Below are 14,044 nucleotides of genomic sequence, written 5' to 3' on the forward strand. Positions count from 1 at the left end.
GTTATATCAGAGGAAGATCAGAGGATGGGGAGGTAGGAGATAAAAAGTTACGTATTTCATCTACAATTTGTTGTCCATATGCGGGTACAACGTAACTTTTGCCGATCTCTGCATACACTTGACGATACTTACTGCGAATTCTGCCTTCGATTCGATGATGACCCAGGAATAGGAGAATCTGATATGCAGCATTCAGATATACCGGTGCGTTCAGCGACATCTTCAATACATCCAGACCGTCATCCATTCTTAACTCTGCCTCACGAATCCGTCCCTGCCGAAGTAACCATAATCCTTCCATCACCTGAAAACGTCCGATCTCTCGCAGATAGGGTGCATCCTTCAATCCCGCTCGCAGGACTGCCATCTGAGCCTCAACAGCTTCGCCGCTGCCACCCCACAGTTCCACATACAACGCTGCAAGTGCTACAGGCAGTCTGAAATTCTTGAGCTCGTCAGTCTCTATTACACGATATGTTTCTTCCAGCTGCTCTTTGGCACGTTGATATTGGCCCACCTCTACATAAACTTCAACGATGTTCAGAATGCGGAGTTCGCGAAGCTGATCGGCAGACAATGCAGCTGAACTCAAAGCTTTCTCATACAGCTGTATACTATCCGCTGGCTCGATCAGGGGGTGCACGAAAATCAGTAGCCAGTATAGACGCTCCTCAAAGGGAATTTCCTTTGTTGTAATCAGCCATTCCAGATCTCCCTGTATAAAACGGATATACAACTGATAATACGGGACAATCTGAATACCGAGTGTTTCCTGCTGTTGGACCAAGGTCTGTATGGCGTTTCCCTGCCCAAACAAGTGATATTTACGAAGTAATCCGTGAATGACCTCCTGCATTTCTGGGTCCTGAGCAGAGGGGCTAGCGGTTAGAGCGGACTTGTTCTCATGCACAGCAAGCCGATATCCATAGCCCCTTACTGTATCCAGACGGATCTCATCCCAGCGTTTCAATTTCTTGCGCAGGCGATAGATATGATCGTCCACAGTGCGTTCAACCGGATATTCAAGCGGCCATACCCGATCCAGCAGTTGACTGCGGGTGAAGGCTTTCTCCTTGTTTTCATACAGGAAATGCAGCAGTGCAAATTCCTTGGCGAGTAGACAAATGGATTCCGTTCGCCGTGTTACCGTATATGTCCCTTCATCCAATTGCAAAGACATGCCTGGTTCCTCCTACTATGTATAATTCGCTGATCCGAAATCGTATAGATTCATTCCATTTTTTCAACGTGTTCAACATACCACAAAAACCCTTTGCGAGAACGCAAAAGGTTTTTATCGTCTATCTTATAGATGGCTTAGATTGTGGGTTACGGTACGTATATCTGTTCTTCCAACAAGTGTTCCCTTGTCTTAACCCAGCACGACACGATCATCTGCCATTTTTTTGCCGCTAATCCGTTCGAATTCACCAAGCAACTCAGGGACAGTCAACGTACGCTTGCGCTCTTCGCTGACATCCAGAATTATTCGGCCTTTGTCCATCATGATCAGACGGTTACCCAGACGAATGGCCTGCTCCATATTGTGCGTCACCATCAATGTAGTCAGTCTCATCTCACGCACAAGTGTCTCCGTTAGTTCCGTTATCAGTTCGGCACGTGATGGGTCAAGGGCTGCCGTATGCTCATCCAATAGCAAAATTTGCGGCTGGGTAAACGTAGCCATTAACAGGCTAAGTGCCTGGCGCTCTCCGCCAGACAAGAGACCCACTTTTGCATTCGGCCGCTTTTCCAGTCCAATTCCCAGCTTCTCCAGTTGCGTGTTGAAAATCTCCCGTCTGGCACGGGTAACTCCGAAGCCCAGTCCGCGTCCTTTGCCACGTTTGTATGCCATCGCCATATTCTCTTCAATGGACATATGTGGTGCTGTTCCTGCCATCGGGTCCTGAAATACTCTGCCAATCCAGCTGCTACGTTTATGCTCCGGCAGGTTTTTAATGGAGCGGTCATTGATCAGCACATCACCCATGTCCGGCTTCATCACACCCGAAATGATGTTCATCAGCGTGGATTTACCCGCTCCGTTACTGCCAATCACCGTCACAAAGTCTCCCGGATTCATTGTCAGATTCACACCAACCAGCGCGGTCTTCTCATCCGTTGTACCTGGGTTGAACAGCTTGGTTACTTGCGTAATCTCCAGCATGATCACATACCTCCCTTCGCCTGATGACCCCCGGATCGCATCAACTCTTCCGTTCGTTTGCGAGCCAGACTACGCTGCTTCATGGAGCGTTGCATCGTTGGGAATACAAGAGCAATAATAACGATCACCGCGGTGATCAACTTCAGATCAGATGTATCAAACCATTCCACTTGAAGCGCAAGCGCGACCACAATCCGGTAAATGATTGAACCAACGATCGCTGCAAGTGTAGCCCAGAATACCGTTCTTGCTCCAAGAATGGCCTCACCGATAATGACGGAAGCCAGTCCAATAACGATCATACCGATGCCCATCGTGATGTCTGCAAAACCTGATTGCTGTGCAATGAATGCACCAGACAGGGCAACCAATCCATTGGATAAGCTGACACCTACAATGGTAGTCACATCCGTATTTGCACCAAAGCTGCGAATCATACGTTTGTTATCACCTGTCGCGCGGAGTGCCAGTCCAACATCTGTTTTCATGAACAGATCAAGCATGATTTTAAACACCAGCACCACGATGATAATTAACACCATGACATGCTCACCTGAGAATGGATTATCCATACCCATAATGGATTTATTCGGTGCGCCAAGAATACGCATATTAATGGAGTAGAGCGCGATCATCATCAAAATCCCGGATAATAATCCGTTGATTTTGCCTTTGGTATGAAGCAGACCTGTACAAGCCCCAGCCACCATGCCGCCAGCCATTGCCGCCAAACAGGCTAGCCAAGGAGAGAAGTCATTGGAGATCATAACCGCCGCGATTGCGCCTCCTGTTGTAAAACTTCCGTCTACGGTAAGGTCAGGAAAATCGAGTATGCGGAACGTAATATACACACCAAGTGCCATCAGTGCGTATAAAAGCCCCAGCTCGATCGCCCCTTCAATTGAATTCCAGCTTATACTCACACTACTTCCTCCCTGTCTATCGAAAAGAATGAGGCGAACCCGTTGCATGTCCGCCTCGCATCCATACTGCCGGATTGCATTCCGGTCAGATTATTGAATAATGTTGTTTTCCTGGTCTTTAACTTCCGCTTTCATCTCATCCGTAACCGTGATACCTTGGGCTTCAGCCGCTTTCAGGTTCAGGATCAGATCCAGTTTGTCCGGAACGGTGACTTTCATATCACCAGGTTTTGTACCATTTTTCAGAATGTCCGCGGCCATCTCACCAACCTGATATCCATGGTCATAATATTTGAAGCCAACGGTTGCAAAAGCTCCTTTTTCAACAGTATCCCGATCACTGGAGAAGAACGGAATTTTATTACTGTTTGCCGTTTGGATGATCGTATCAACCGCACTCACGACAGAATTATCCAGTGTAATGTAGAAGGCATCTACTTTGCCAACGAGGGAATCCGTAGCCTGTTTTACTTCTGATGTATTCGTAACTGGTGCTTTCACCAGCTTGATATTATGTGTTGCGAGCGCTTTTTCAGCGTTATCTGCCATAACCACCGCATTTGGTTCACCTTCGTTAATGACCAAGCCCACCGTTTTCACATCCGGCAGATTTTTGGCGATAAAGTCAGCCAATTGTACAATAGCCTCCGGATTCGTATCGGATGCACCTGTAACATTGCCGCCCGGCTTATCCATATCGGTCACCAGTTTGGCACCCAACGGGTCTGTTACCGCTGCGAACAACAATGGCTTGTCCTTCACTTGTTGAGCCAGCGCCAGCGCAGATGGTGTTGCGATTCCGAGTACGAGATCATTTTTGGAATCACCCGAGATTTTCTGTGCAATGGACAAGTTGTTCGTCGAATCACCTTGCGCGTTATTGTAATCGATTTTGAGGTTCTTGTTCTCTTCAATGCCCGCTTCCTTCAGGGCTGCGATGAATCCTTCACGTGTAGCATCCAGAGATGGATGTTCAACAATCTGCGAGATGGCAATCTGGTATGATTTTTCCTCGCTGCCTCCACCTGTTGTAGTCCCTGATCCTTCGGATTCCGTACCTGTACCGCTGTTATTTCCGCAACCTGCCGCAACGATCATTGAAGCAACCATCATCAGTGACATCCAAAATTTCTTTTTCATGTGTAAGAACCCCTCTCCATCTTATAAAATGTGGTTACCCTTATCGAGATTCCATTGACACGATAGGGCGGGACAAAACAAACGCTTCAACGCATTGTTGCTTTGATCGACAAAAGCAGACAAATATAGACTTTTCTCATGCGACTGAAGTCCATGACCCGTGTTGGTGTTTTATTGTTCCCCTAATATTAAGGGGCGTCCTGATATCCGTCAATGGTTGAACCGCTTCCAATTTACTTTCATCGTATGGTTGTGATAGAAAACATTACATAAATAAAAAAAGCAACCCGCAAGTTATGCGAATGGCTCGTCAAGAAGCTGTAATGTGCTTAGCGCTTCACGTTGACCAGCTGCACCAAGCCAACGTGTTAGCGCCAAACAATAAAATTGTCCTTTCTCCAATGCTAACGAACCCGAGACATCTTATTGGGGTAATAATCACGATATGCAAATCCTAACGAACCTCATACTCGTTATTCATTCTAATATTAGAATTCGATACCGAGAATCGGCCAAATTAAGCAAAATAGCGCCTTTACGATTCGTTAAATTTTGAAAAGATCTTTGGAGAGGAAAATAGCGTCTACAGGGTTCGTTAGAGAAATTTCTTTCATACAGTTTCACGTAACGCAGGATATAAAAAAAGAGATGGCCTCGACGAAACTCGATACCATCTCTTCTTCTTTACACTTTGAATATCTTTTATTATCTTTTTTTCAAACTCTCACCCAGTTAATTTCCCGACGCTTCGCGAATCTCATACTTGCACCTTTTGCCGCCATCGGCGTAACATTCGGTACGCTCCACCTCAGCTTGAAGTAGCGAGCGAAACAGTTCCAGTTCACAGCGGCAAGCCTGTTTGTAGACACTCGCGACTTGCACAATCGGGCAGTTCATTTCCGTAATGACGTAGGTTCCATCGTCTTCTCTGGACGCATCCGCCATATATCCGTTGGCATTCTGGATTCGCGCGAGTTCCTCCACCCGTCCGGCCAGATCCTGGCCCTCCATCTGTGGCAATCCGCTACGAAGCAGTTTGTCCCGGCGACTCTCGAACAATGCATCCACCACACCGCTACCGGCAGAGTCAGACAATTCTTCAAGCAATTCCAGCGTAAGGGACGAATATGATTTTGGAAAAAAGCTGTCCCCGCGTACCGTCAGCTGGTACACCGAGGACGGACGTCCGGCCGTAGCCCGGGCCTCCCGAACCTCGATCCATCCGTCCTGCTCCAGTGCCGTCAGATGACGACGAATGGCCATGCCAGTCAGACCCAGATCAGCTGTCATTTCCCTTGCGGTCAATGTACCTTGCTGCTTCAGCATGAACAAAATCCGTTCACGCGTCGTTCGTTCCTCTTCGCGCTTCACGATCAGCACCTGCTCTCCTGCTTATGCGTGTACCGGTGCTGCCTCCCGGCAGGCATCCGAGCAAAAGCGGTTATGCGTCTCTTCGCAATCCTCACAGCTTACATGCTGCAGGTTGCAGGTTGGACAATTAATATATCGGTCATGTGTCGTTCCACAGTGATAACAGCTAGCAATGACAATATCCTCTTCTGTCCGGTTAATCGGTACAGAGATGCGCTCGTCAAACACGTAACACTTGCCATCGAACAGATGGCCTTGTACTTCCGGATCTTTACCGTACGTGACAATACCGCCGTCCAATTGAGCCACATCCTGGAATCCTTCATTGATCATGAACCCAGTCAGCTTCTCGCAGCGAATGCCGCCAGTGCAATAGGTAATAATCGTTTTGTCCTTCATGTCGCCCAGGTTCTCACGGATCCACTCCGGAAACTCACGGAACGACTCAACATCTGGACGAATGGCCCCACGGAAGTGACCAATTTCGTATTCATAATCATTGCGACCATCGATAACGATAACGTCATCACGTTGTAGATGTTCATGGAACTCTTTCGGCGAAAGGCGTTTGCCGCTAGTCACATTTGGGTCAAGTTCATCTTCCACACGGAAGGTTACCAGCTCTGCTTTGTGACGAACAAAGATTTTTTTGAACGCATGCTCCTCGACATCATCAATCTTGAACACCATGTCGCTGAACAGCGGATTAGCCAGCATATCTTTCATGTACTGTTCCGTCTGTTCTGGCGTTCCGGATACCGTACCGTTAATGCCTTCGGATGCGATCAGAATACGGCCTTTCACACCCAGGTCCTTACAGTATTGCAGATGCTCTTGTGTAAACGTCTCTGGGTCTTCAATCTTCACGAACTTATAATATAAAAGCACGCGGTACGCGCTGTTACACATGTATATCACCTGTTCCTATTCCATGTTGTTATTAGCCGGATCATCCGGCAAGACGACTACGTTGCACCCTTACTGTTAAAAAGAAAATAAACAGCCGCCCGAAACATCGTCTCGAACTGCTGCCTGACATTCGACTTTTATTCCTGCATTCTAGTTTATCGGAAGCGGAACAGCTTAGTCAATATAAATGTATAGAAAGGCATGAAAGATATGGAACATATCTTTCTGCACCATTCACCCTATTCCGAGATCGTAATGACCGAGGTTACAAAGTGATACGATTCATTCTCCAATACCGCCTGCGATAACAGGATTTTATTTCCTTTCGGGCTCCAGGCGAGTGGGTCAGAAGCGTTGTCCATATCCGCCGAGATCTGGAACTGTTCTGCTGACTCCGTGTTGGAGACAAACAGCCCTTTCTCATTATCATTCTCGGAATTGATCGTATACGCAATCTTGGAATCATCACCCGACCAGCTTGTGCCGAAAATCTGTGTACCTCTGGCAAGCGTGGCCTTCTCATTGCCTTCCAGATCGGTGAGCACCAGCGCCCGTTTGGTATCCGCCGTTCTTTTCACAATCGCAAGCCTTGTTCCATCATTAGATGGGATGACCCACTCCACACTCTTCAGCACCTGTTTTACGTCACCCGTCTTCGCATCGTATGCATTCAACTGGCCGTCCTCGCCCGTAATATAATAGAGCATATCGCCTGACACCTTGATACTCCGTACATTGAAATTACCTGTTTCCACCAGTATCTTTGTTGTACCGTCCACACTTGCCGAGATCAGATCACCCTTCATATTTGGGAAAACGACATGTTCATTATCCAGCCACGCGCCCTCTTGGATAAATCCATCCTCCTTGCCAGCAGGGGTTGTCTCCCCGTTATGCAGATTCAGGAAGTAGCCTTTACCCGTATTTTCCTCCGGTTCCCGGTAAAACAGATACTGACCATCCGGTGACACCAGCGGTGCACCCAGACTGGCTTCACTTTCCTTGAGCGGCGTGTCGGTGCCTTTCGTCAGATCATACATATATAAGTTGTGCGGGTATCTTTCCTGGCCTTCAACCATGACGGGTTTCAAGGACTTGTTCTCCTTGTCGGATACAATCCAATCATCACTAAGCCATGCAATTCCGCGCATATTCGGCAATTTATCAATCTTCTCCAGCTTGAAGCTCTGGTACACGGACGTGTTGGTATTATCTTTTACCGTAATATCCGTGCCCGTTTTCCCACCTTGTGCGTTGCCCCCCGGCTCCGTTATTCCCCCACATGCCGCTGTCGTTAACAGGGCAATGGCTCCGAACGTGCCCAAAGCTGCTTGTTTCCAATTCATGATGGTCCCCCCTGGTTTCTCTTGCTATAGACCAAGCATATACATCGCATACTTCCAAAGTTATTCAGACTTGTTTCGAACTTGTAAACTTGAATCAGCCAAAGGGAACATGAGCTGGAACGTCACACCTTCCCCATCTTCTGGATCACTCGACAGCAGGGTGATTGTACCGCCCTGTTTTTCAACAAACTGCTTCACGAGAGATAGCCCCAGTCCGGTTCCACCGGTTTTTCTGGCTCTGTCTTTGTTCACGGTGTAAAAGGGTTCAAAAATCTTCTCCCGCGCCTCTGCCGGAATTGGCGTACCCGAGTTATAGATGCGAATGATCGCTTGACGCTCCTGCATCCGCAGTTCACTCTTCACCCGGATCACACCATCCGGAACGTTATATTTGATGGCATTATCCAGCATGTTGATGAAAATATGCATAAGACTCTCCCGATCGCTGCGGATCACCGCCGGTTCAAGATCCAGTTCCATGTTCAGCGCAAACTTCTCCGCTTTCCCACGCATCCGGCCACAGGCATCCTTCAGTAGAGCGCTGACCTCTACATCTTCGGCCTGGTTCTCGAAGTCATACTTCTCCAGAGCAGATAAATGTAAGACTTTCTCGACCATCTCGTACAGCCGCTCCGTTTCTTTGCCAATGTTACTCGTGGCATCATCAAGCAGTTGCGGATCATCCTTATACATGTCGAGCAGCTCCACATAAGCTTTGATCGATGTCAGTGGTGTCTTGAATTCATGGCTGATGTTACCGATATATTGTTTCTGCTGCTGTTCCAGCGCTTGAAGTTTCTCAATCGCCAGTTGCAGCTTCTGCTGCTCCGCATGCATGGCTGTGATATTTTGCTGAATGGATGTACTCATATAATAAATGCCCTGCCCCAGCTCCCCCAACTCATCCTTGCGCTTTAAAGGAGACTCCGTAATGTAATTCCCTTCGCGAATGGAATCTGCGGACCTCTTCAGTCGGGTAATTGCAACGGCAAACCGATTGTAGAACAGATAACCTAATATGAAGCTCAGCGCAACAACGACAATGCCCGCCCATATGAACAATTGAAGGATGCGAGTATAGAATTCATGGTAGCTCTGGACCGGATATTGCATCCATACAGCACCCATCTGTCCATCCGGACCGTCCAGTGGTGCGGCGTAGAGCAAGGTATCCCCTTGTTCATGATAGGCAATTTTATTTTGCAGTGCATAGTTGAGCGTATCCTGAACAATCGCACTCTCCCCAGAGCTGATCGATGAACCGACTTGCTGGCCCTTCATATCATAGAGAGCAATGGGCAATCCGGTAGAATTGGCTAGTTCCTGTGCAAGCCTGCGGCCGTTTTGCTGTAAAAAAACGTCCTGTTCGAGATGAACGGACTCCGTATAGTAGGCTTGTCTCACGTTCAAGTTGACCAGCCGTGTCTGTTGGGACAGAATACCCTCAATCTGTGACTGCTGATTGCGCTCAATACCGCGCAGAACCAGTGAACTAAGCACCACCACGGTAAGGATAAGCAATGCAGCCAGAAAAACACTGAACTTCAGCTTGATGCTGACTCTCATATGGCCCCGCCTGTTTCAGGTGCAGATGCTTTGTAGCCAATCCCGTATACAGTCTGTAATTTTTGCTGATCCGTATCTCCAATTTTTTTACGCAAACGCTGGATGTGAATGTCTACGGTTCGTGTACCACCCGCATACTCCATGCCCCACACTCGATCTAGTAGATCGTCTCGTGTATACACCCGCTCGGGATTGGACATGAGAATGGTCAGCAGGTCGAACTCTTTTGGTGTCAGATCCAGCTTCTCCTCATTCACGGTCACCGTGCGGTGAGCAACATGAATACGCAGTGTGCCATTCACGATGGCCTGATTCTTCGAATCGTCAGGTGGTGGACTGCTTTTCTCGACACGGCGCATGAGCGCTTTCACCCTTGCAAGCAGTTCACGGATCTCGAATGGTTTGGTCATGTAATCATCGGCGCCCATTTCCAGGCCAACGATTTTGTCCACGATATCATTTTTGACGGTCAGCAAAATAATGCCGATATCCTCGCGGTCCTCCAGCCTGCGGCATACGCCATATCCATCAAGCCTTGGCATCATGACGTCCAAAATCATGACCTGCGGATGAAACGATGCGACCTTGACCAAGGCCTCTTCGCCGTCACTCGCAGTATCTACTTCATATCCTTCGCGCCGCAGCGCGTAAGCAATGGCACTGACGATGCTTGATTCGTCATCTACCACGAGCACTTTTTTATTCATGGGATTCATCCTCTTTATCTATGTCATGAGTTAGTTTATGGGTCTATGTTAGCAAGGTCTTTGCGATTTAGCTATGGATGAGTTTGCAATTTGTATGAGAAGCTTTCATCCTCTCAGCTTGGACTTGGCTCTACTTTCTTTATACCCCAATGACGACAAAAAGAGCCAACCCGTGATTGGATCAGCCCTTAATCTATAGATTCCCGTTTCATGTTACTGTTTAGGCAATAACTTCTTAATTTCATCTTCAGAGAGTCCAGATGCTTTAACTATAGCTGAGAGATCTACGCCAAGTGTGAGTAACTCACGAGCCATTTCTCTCTTGCCTTCAGCCGCTCCTTCAGCTCGTGCGCCTTCAATCATTGATTTTTCGTCACTCAATGCTTTCATTCGAGCATCGTAGGCCATTCTGGTGGACGCATCCTGACTCAGAAATTCCAGCGTATCCATCGCCTTTTTCAACATCGGTTCATTCATGGCCAGCACCTCCCAGTTTGATGTATCTATTCCTTTAAGGAATAATAACCAATTCACGAGTCCGCCTTTTTCCATCGGAACAGAATACTCATCCAATTTGGTTAGTTCCATCACATGTATTTCGATATCATCCGTCAAACCAATACCTGTATGATCTTCTCGTAAATGAAAAACATTGTGATATCGCTCATTATCCAGACAGGAGTAGTTGAGTATATTAATAGTCACGCATTTTTTGAGTAGACTATAGTTTTCACCCTTTTTTATCTGATGAAAGTACATCTCACTCCAATAAAACAACGTCCTTTTCTCCATGTTATACGGGTTAAACAGCTGCATTTCAATGTTAATTAGTTTGCCTTCTAACGTCTTGGCTTTAATATCCAGAATGGATTGTTTATCCTCTGGACTATCCTTATCTGTATACGTGTTAACCACAGTGATCTCCGTAAGAGGAGATTCGCCGGTCTCTATAAACGTGCTGTTCAGAAAAGCTAACAAAACATCTTTGTTTTGCTCACTTCCAAAAATGCGTTTGAACACAAAATCTACTCGTGGATCGAGTAATTCCGTCACTCAGCATCAGCTCCATTCTCACCAGCATTATATCATAATTCCCATATAGCCTCAGCTTGATAATGGATCTGCACTTAAATTGCATTTACTCCTCAAATGACAGATTCAGCGGCTCGTCCGACATCTCGTACTCTGTCTCCATATGTGTCAGTGGTGTGTTCAGATCAACCTCCTCGAAGCGGAAGCTGTCGACCCACACTTTTCCTTTGCCGTTCAAAATAACCCCAAACGAAATGACCGCACTGCCCTCCGGTACATCAAGCACAATACTATACTGATTCCATGGCTGCGTACCCGTAATTGGCCGATCATGCATGTTATCAAATTGAAGTACATCATGCACGTTATTATCCACACGCATCCATAATCCGCAGAATGCATCCACATGCTCGGTCTTCACAAATCCCGATAACTTCATCCGCTTGCCCACATACTTGTCCGCTCTGAACTGTTGCATCATTGTTGCGAACTCGTTAGGCTCCATCGGCGTAACGGCCTTCAAATATCCTGAAGCTTTCCCCTGATGCACTTCAGCAGGATCAATACCCATCTCATAATTCTGCGGGTGACTTCCGGTTAACATCCAACCTGTAATTGTTGACGTCTGATTCATCTGTAATTCTCCTCCTCTGGTTCTTCCTTCGAATAATTTCAGATCAAACAATTTGCGAAAACGTCCTGGTGGCATGCCATATAATTTGCGGAATGCACGGGTGAAGGCTTCCTGACTCTCAAAACCACATGCCAGGGCGATGTCCAAAATGCCCGCATCCGTCGATCGGAGGGTGGTGGACGCCAGACTCATCCGACGGTTTCGGATATAATCCACCACGGTCATGCCCACCTCATTACGGAAAATCCGATGGTAGTGATATGGCGACAACAACGCCTCGGACGCCACTTCTTCCAGCCCAATCTGCTCATGCAGATGAGTCTCAATATAGAACAAACTTTGCTGAATCATTGCACGGTAACGGCTCAACTGAGGTAAAGCCCCCTTCCATATCCTTACTATACGTGAATGGTGTAACCGCCGTTTTGATCATTTTTGCTATCTTCACTTCGGTTGTCCTCTATCAATAACGAAAAAAAGAGCCAATCACGGATGGAATCCTGTCCGTAATTGACTCTTCTGGGAAACTGCTGCCCTGTGGCTACTGTAGAGCCACTTCATTGATCTACAGCAGGTTCATTTATATCTTTGCTTTGTTTATCCGCACATCATTCTTCGTCAGACAGCCGGTACCGGCTGTGCACCAACCTCTTCGTCATCATGTTCCACCAGTTCATGTTTCTCCCAAGCTCTACTCTTCCAGCGGAAGTACATAATGACCGCGCGGGTCCACTCATCCGCCGCAATGGCAAGCCACACACCAGCGAGTCCCAGATGAAGCTTGAATATGAGCAGATATCCCAGTGGCAGACTCATGCAGACCATGGAGATCAAACCCATGTATACCGGGAATTTTGCATCCCCTGCCGCACGCAAGGAACCAATGATCACTATATTGCAGGTACGTCCGGTTTCGAGCAAAAGACTGAGCAGAATCACTTGAGCCCCCAGCTTGATAATTTCCGGATTATCCGTAAAGATGCTCATCAGTGGCACACGGAAAAAAATGATGATTACATCAATGATAACCGTGGCCAGAAGGGCCCATTTTACACTGTCAAAAACACGTTTGTACGCATCGTCTTTACGCCGCGCACCCACAAGCCGACCTACAATGATCGATGTCCCCATACCAATTGCCATGCTGAACAAGTAGATATAGCTGGAGATGTTACCCGCATACTGCTTGGTTGCCATAGCTTCTGCGCCCAGATAGGTCACATACAGCGTGAACACGAGCTGGCAGGAATGATATACCATCGATTCCATCGCAGACGGAATGCCAATCCGCAGAATTTTGCCAATGAATTTCTTGGATAACTTAATGTAGTATTCAAAATCCACCCGCACCTCGCTCACACGATACAACAACCAGAAGAAGATCAGCAGGCAGATAAAACGGCTTCCCACCGTGGAGATCGCTGCCCCTTCCACCCCAAGCTTCGGCAGGCCGAAATGGCCAAAGATCAATGCATAGTTACCAACAACGTGAATCACGTTCATGAATACAGCAACATACATCGTTTCTTTGGTGTAACCATGTGTACGAATCGTCGCAGCCAGCGCATTAATGAGCGCCTGAAGGAAGATACCGCCACCGACTATATTTATATACGAACGGGCAAAATCATAAATTTCGCCTTGAATGTTCAGGAGTGATAACAAATGTCCTCCGAACAGAAGGAAGATTCCGCTCAGGACCAGACCTACGATAAGATTCAGTGTGATCGCATTACCCGTAACTTGTGCTGCTTCACTTAACTTTTTGGATCCGATATATTGTGCGACTACAATCGCAGCACCATGTCCAATGACTTCCAATACAAGGATAGCGATAGAAATAATCTGATTGGCTGCTCCAACGCCGGAGACCGCATTATCGGATACCGAGCTGAGCATGAGCGTATCCACGCTCCCCATCAACATAAATAAGAAGAGTTCCAAGAAAATAGGCCATGTAAGTCGAATCAGATTCAGATCCTTGGCATCAGAACGAAGGGACTCTTTGGTTGAGGATATTGCTGTCATTTTCTCACCTTTCCCATGTGGGCTTTAATTCTTAGGGTATGTTAGCACAGGTGGTTTGAAAATGCAGTAGTTTTGCGAAAATAGTTGAAAGTTTTTTGTAATTCCATAAATAGGTATTTTCACCACTTTCATAAAGCCCCATTTCCGTAAGCTTATCAGATGTTTCAGAAGACAAAAAAGGCCCCTCCCAACTCGCTTTTAAGCAAGTAATGGAAGGACCT

At 47.1% G+C, this 14,044-nt stretch carries 12 protein-coding genes; all 12 read right to left on the minus strand.

Features of this window, described 5'->3' with window-relative positions; genetic code table 11:
• Position 1 precedes the first annotated feature (1 nt).
• A complete protein-coding gene (locus tag MHI48_RS28935; protein WP_405142513.1) occupies positions 2-1,180 on the minus strand; it encodes a winged helix-turn-helix domain-containing protein in 1,179 nt (392 codons plus the stop codon).
• Between the two features lie 192 nt (positions 1,181-1,372).
• Positions 1,373-2,167: an ABC transporter ATP-binding protein gene (locus MHI48_RS28940; RefSeq protein ID WP_036606660.1), complete on the minus strand. Its 795-nt coding sequence runs from the start codon at positions 2,165-2,167 to the stop codon at positions 1,373-1,375.
• Between the two features lie 2 nt (positions 2,168-2,169).
• A complete protein-coding gene (locus tag MHI48_RS28945; RefSeq protein ID WP_051154091.1) occupies positions 2,170-3,030 on the minus strand; it encodes an ABC transporter permease in 861 nt (286 codons plus the stop codon).
• A gap of 150 nt (positions 3,031-3,180) precedes the next feature.
• Positions 3,181-4,230, minus strand: coding sequence for an ABC transporter substrate-binding protein (locus tag MHI48_RS28950; protein WP_036671590.1), 1,050 nt, complete (start codon positions 4,228-4,230; stop codon positions 3,181-3,183).
• Positions 4,231-4,962: 732 nt separating this feature from the next.
• The gene (locus tag MHI48_RS28955; protein ID WP_081745846.1) at positions 4,963-5,610 is read right to left on the minus strand and encodes a metalloregulator ArsR/SmtB family transcription factor; all 648 of its coding nucleotides are present in this window, start codon (positions 5,608-5,610) and stop codon (positions 4,963-4,965) included.
• A 12-nt stretch (positions 5,611-5,622) separates the two neighbouring features.
• Entirely contained in the window at positions 5,623-6,510 is an 888-nt protein-coding gene (locus MHI48_RS28960) for a rhodanese-related sulfurtransferase (RefSeq protein WP_036606654.1), read from the minus strand.
• A gap of 239 nt (positions 6,511-6,749) precedes the next feature.
• Positions 6,750-7,856, minus strand: coding sequence for a hypothetical protein (locus MHI48_RS28965; protein WP_405142516.1), 1,107 nt, complete (start codon positions 7,854-7,856; stop codon positions 6,750-6,752).
• A gap of 60 nt (positions 7,857-7,916) precedes the next feature.
• The gene (locus tag MHI48_RS28970) at positions 7,917-9,422 is read right to left on the minus strand and encodes an ATP-binding protein (protein WP_405142518.1); all 1,506 of its coding nucleotides are present in this window, start codon (positions 9,420-9,422) and stop codon (positions 7,917-7,919) included.
• Positions 9,419-10,129: a response regulator transcription factor gene (locus MHI48_RS28975; protein WP_036671592.1), complete on the minus strand. Its 711-nt coding sequence runs from the start codon at positions 10,127-10,129 to the stop codon at positions 9,419-9,421. The genes MHI48_RS28970 and MHI48_RS28975 overlap by 4 nt, the downstream gene beginning before the upstream one ends.
• Positions 10,130-10,342: 213 nt before the next feature.
• Positions 10,343-11,182: an Rpn family recombination-promoting nuclease/putative transposase gene (locus MHI48_RS28980; protein ID WP_036671594.1), complete on the minus strand. Its 840-nt coding sequence runs from the start codon at positions 11,180-11,182 to the stop codon at positions 10,343-10,345.
• 85 nt (positions 11,183-11,267) lie between these two features.
• Complete coding sequence (locus MHI48_RS28985) at positions 11,268-12,146, minus strand: AraC family transcriptional regulator (protein WP_036671682.1); 879 nt, start codon at positions 12,144-12,146, stop codon at positions 11,268-11,270.
• A gap of 267 nt (positions 12,147-12,413) precedes the next feature.
• Positions 12,414-13,823 (minus strand): MATE family efflux transporter, encoded by a 1,410-nt coding sequence (locus MHI48_RS28990; protein WP_036671595.1) that lies wholly within the window; start codon positions 13,821-13,823, stop codon positions 12,414-12,416.
• Positions 13,824-14,044: the final 221 nt, after the last annotated feature.

The organism is Paenibacillus sp. FSL H7-0942 (assembly GCF_045040715.1).
GTDB classification, from domain to species: Bacteria; Bacillota; Bacilli; order Paenibacillales; family Paenibacillaceae; genus Paenibacillus; species Paenibacillus amylolyticus.